We start from the raw sequence: 514 nt of genomic DNA, 5'->3' as shown, positions 1-514 counted from the left end.
GACGATGCCGTTGTTGATGTCGCTGGCTGTTGCGCCGGCCTTGAAGCTCACATCAGCGATGGCGACGCCATTGATCTCCATGCCGGTGATCTTGCCGTCCGACTCCGCAGCATCAGCCACCACTGCGGCAGTGCTCGTCTGCGTTGCGGCGAACAGGCCCGAACCCAGCGAGCTGGTGCGGGCATTGACGATCGAGTTGATGCCAATGGTCTGGCCTGCATCCGCGCCAACCTGGAACAGGGCGCCGGAGAACGTGCCGTCCAGCAGGCTGGTGCCGTTGAAGTTGGTCTGGCGGGCAACGCGGTCGATTTCCGAGGTCAGCTGCTTGACTTCGGCATCCAGTGCCTCGCGGTCGCTGCTGGAATTGGTAGCGTTGGCCGACTGCACCGACAGCTCGCGGATGCGCTGCAGGTTATTACCGATTTCAACCATCGCGCCTTCGGCGGTCTGGGCCAGCGAGATGCCGTCGTTGGCGTTGCGCACGGCAACGTCCAGGCCGCGGATCTGCGTGCTG

Annotated in this window: 1 pseudogene; it reads right to left on the bottom strand. The window is 63.8% G+C overall.

From position 1 onward, the window contains the following. Positions 1-514 (bottom strand): annotated as a pseudogene (locus RCF13_RS00505) (flagellin); the annotation flags it as partial.

Source organism: Stenotrophomonas maltophilia group sp. RNC7 (assembly GCF_030910085.1).
GTDB lineage: Bacteria > Pseudomonadota > Gammaproteobacteria > Xanthomonadales > Xanthomonadaceae > Stenotrophomonas > Stenotrophomonas sepilia.
Note: the sequence above shows the minus strand (reverse complement) of the source record. Positions and strands in the feature narration are given on the sequence as shown.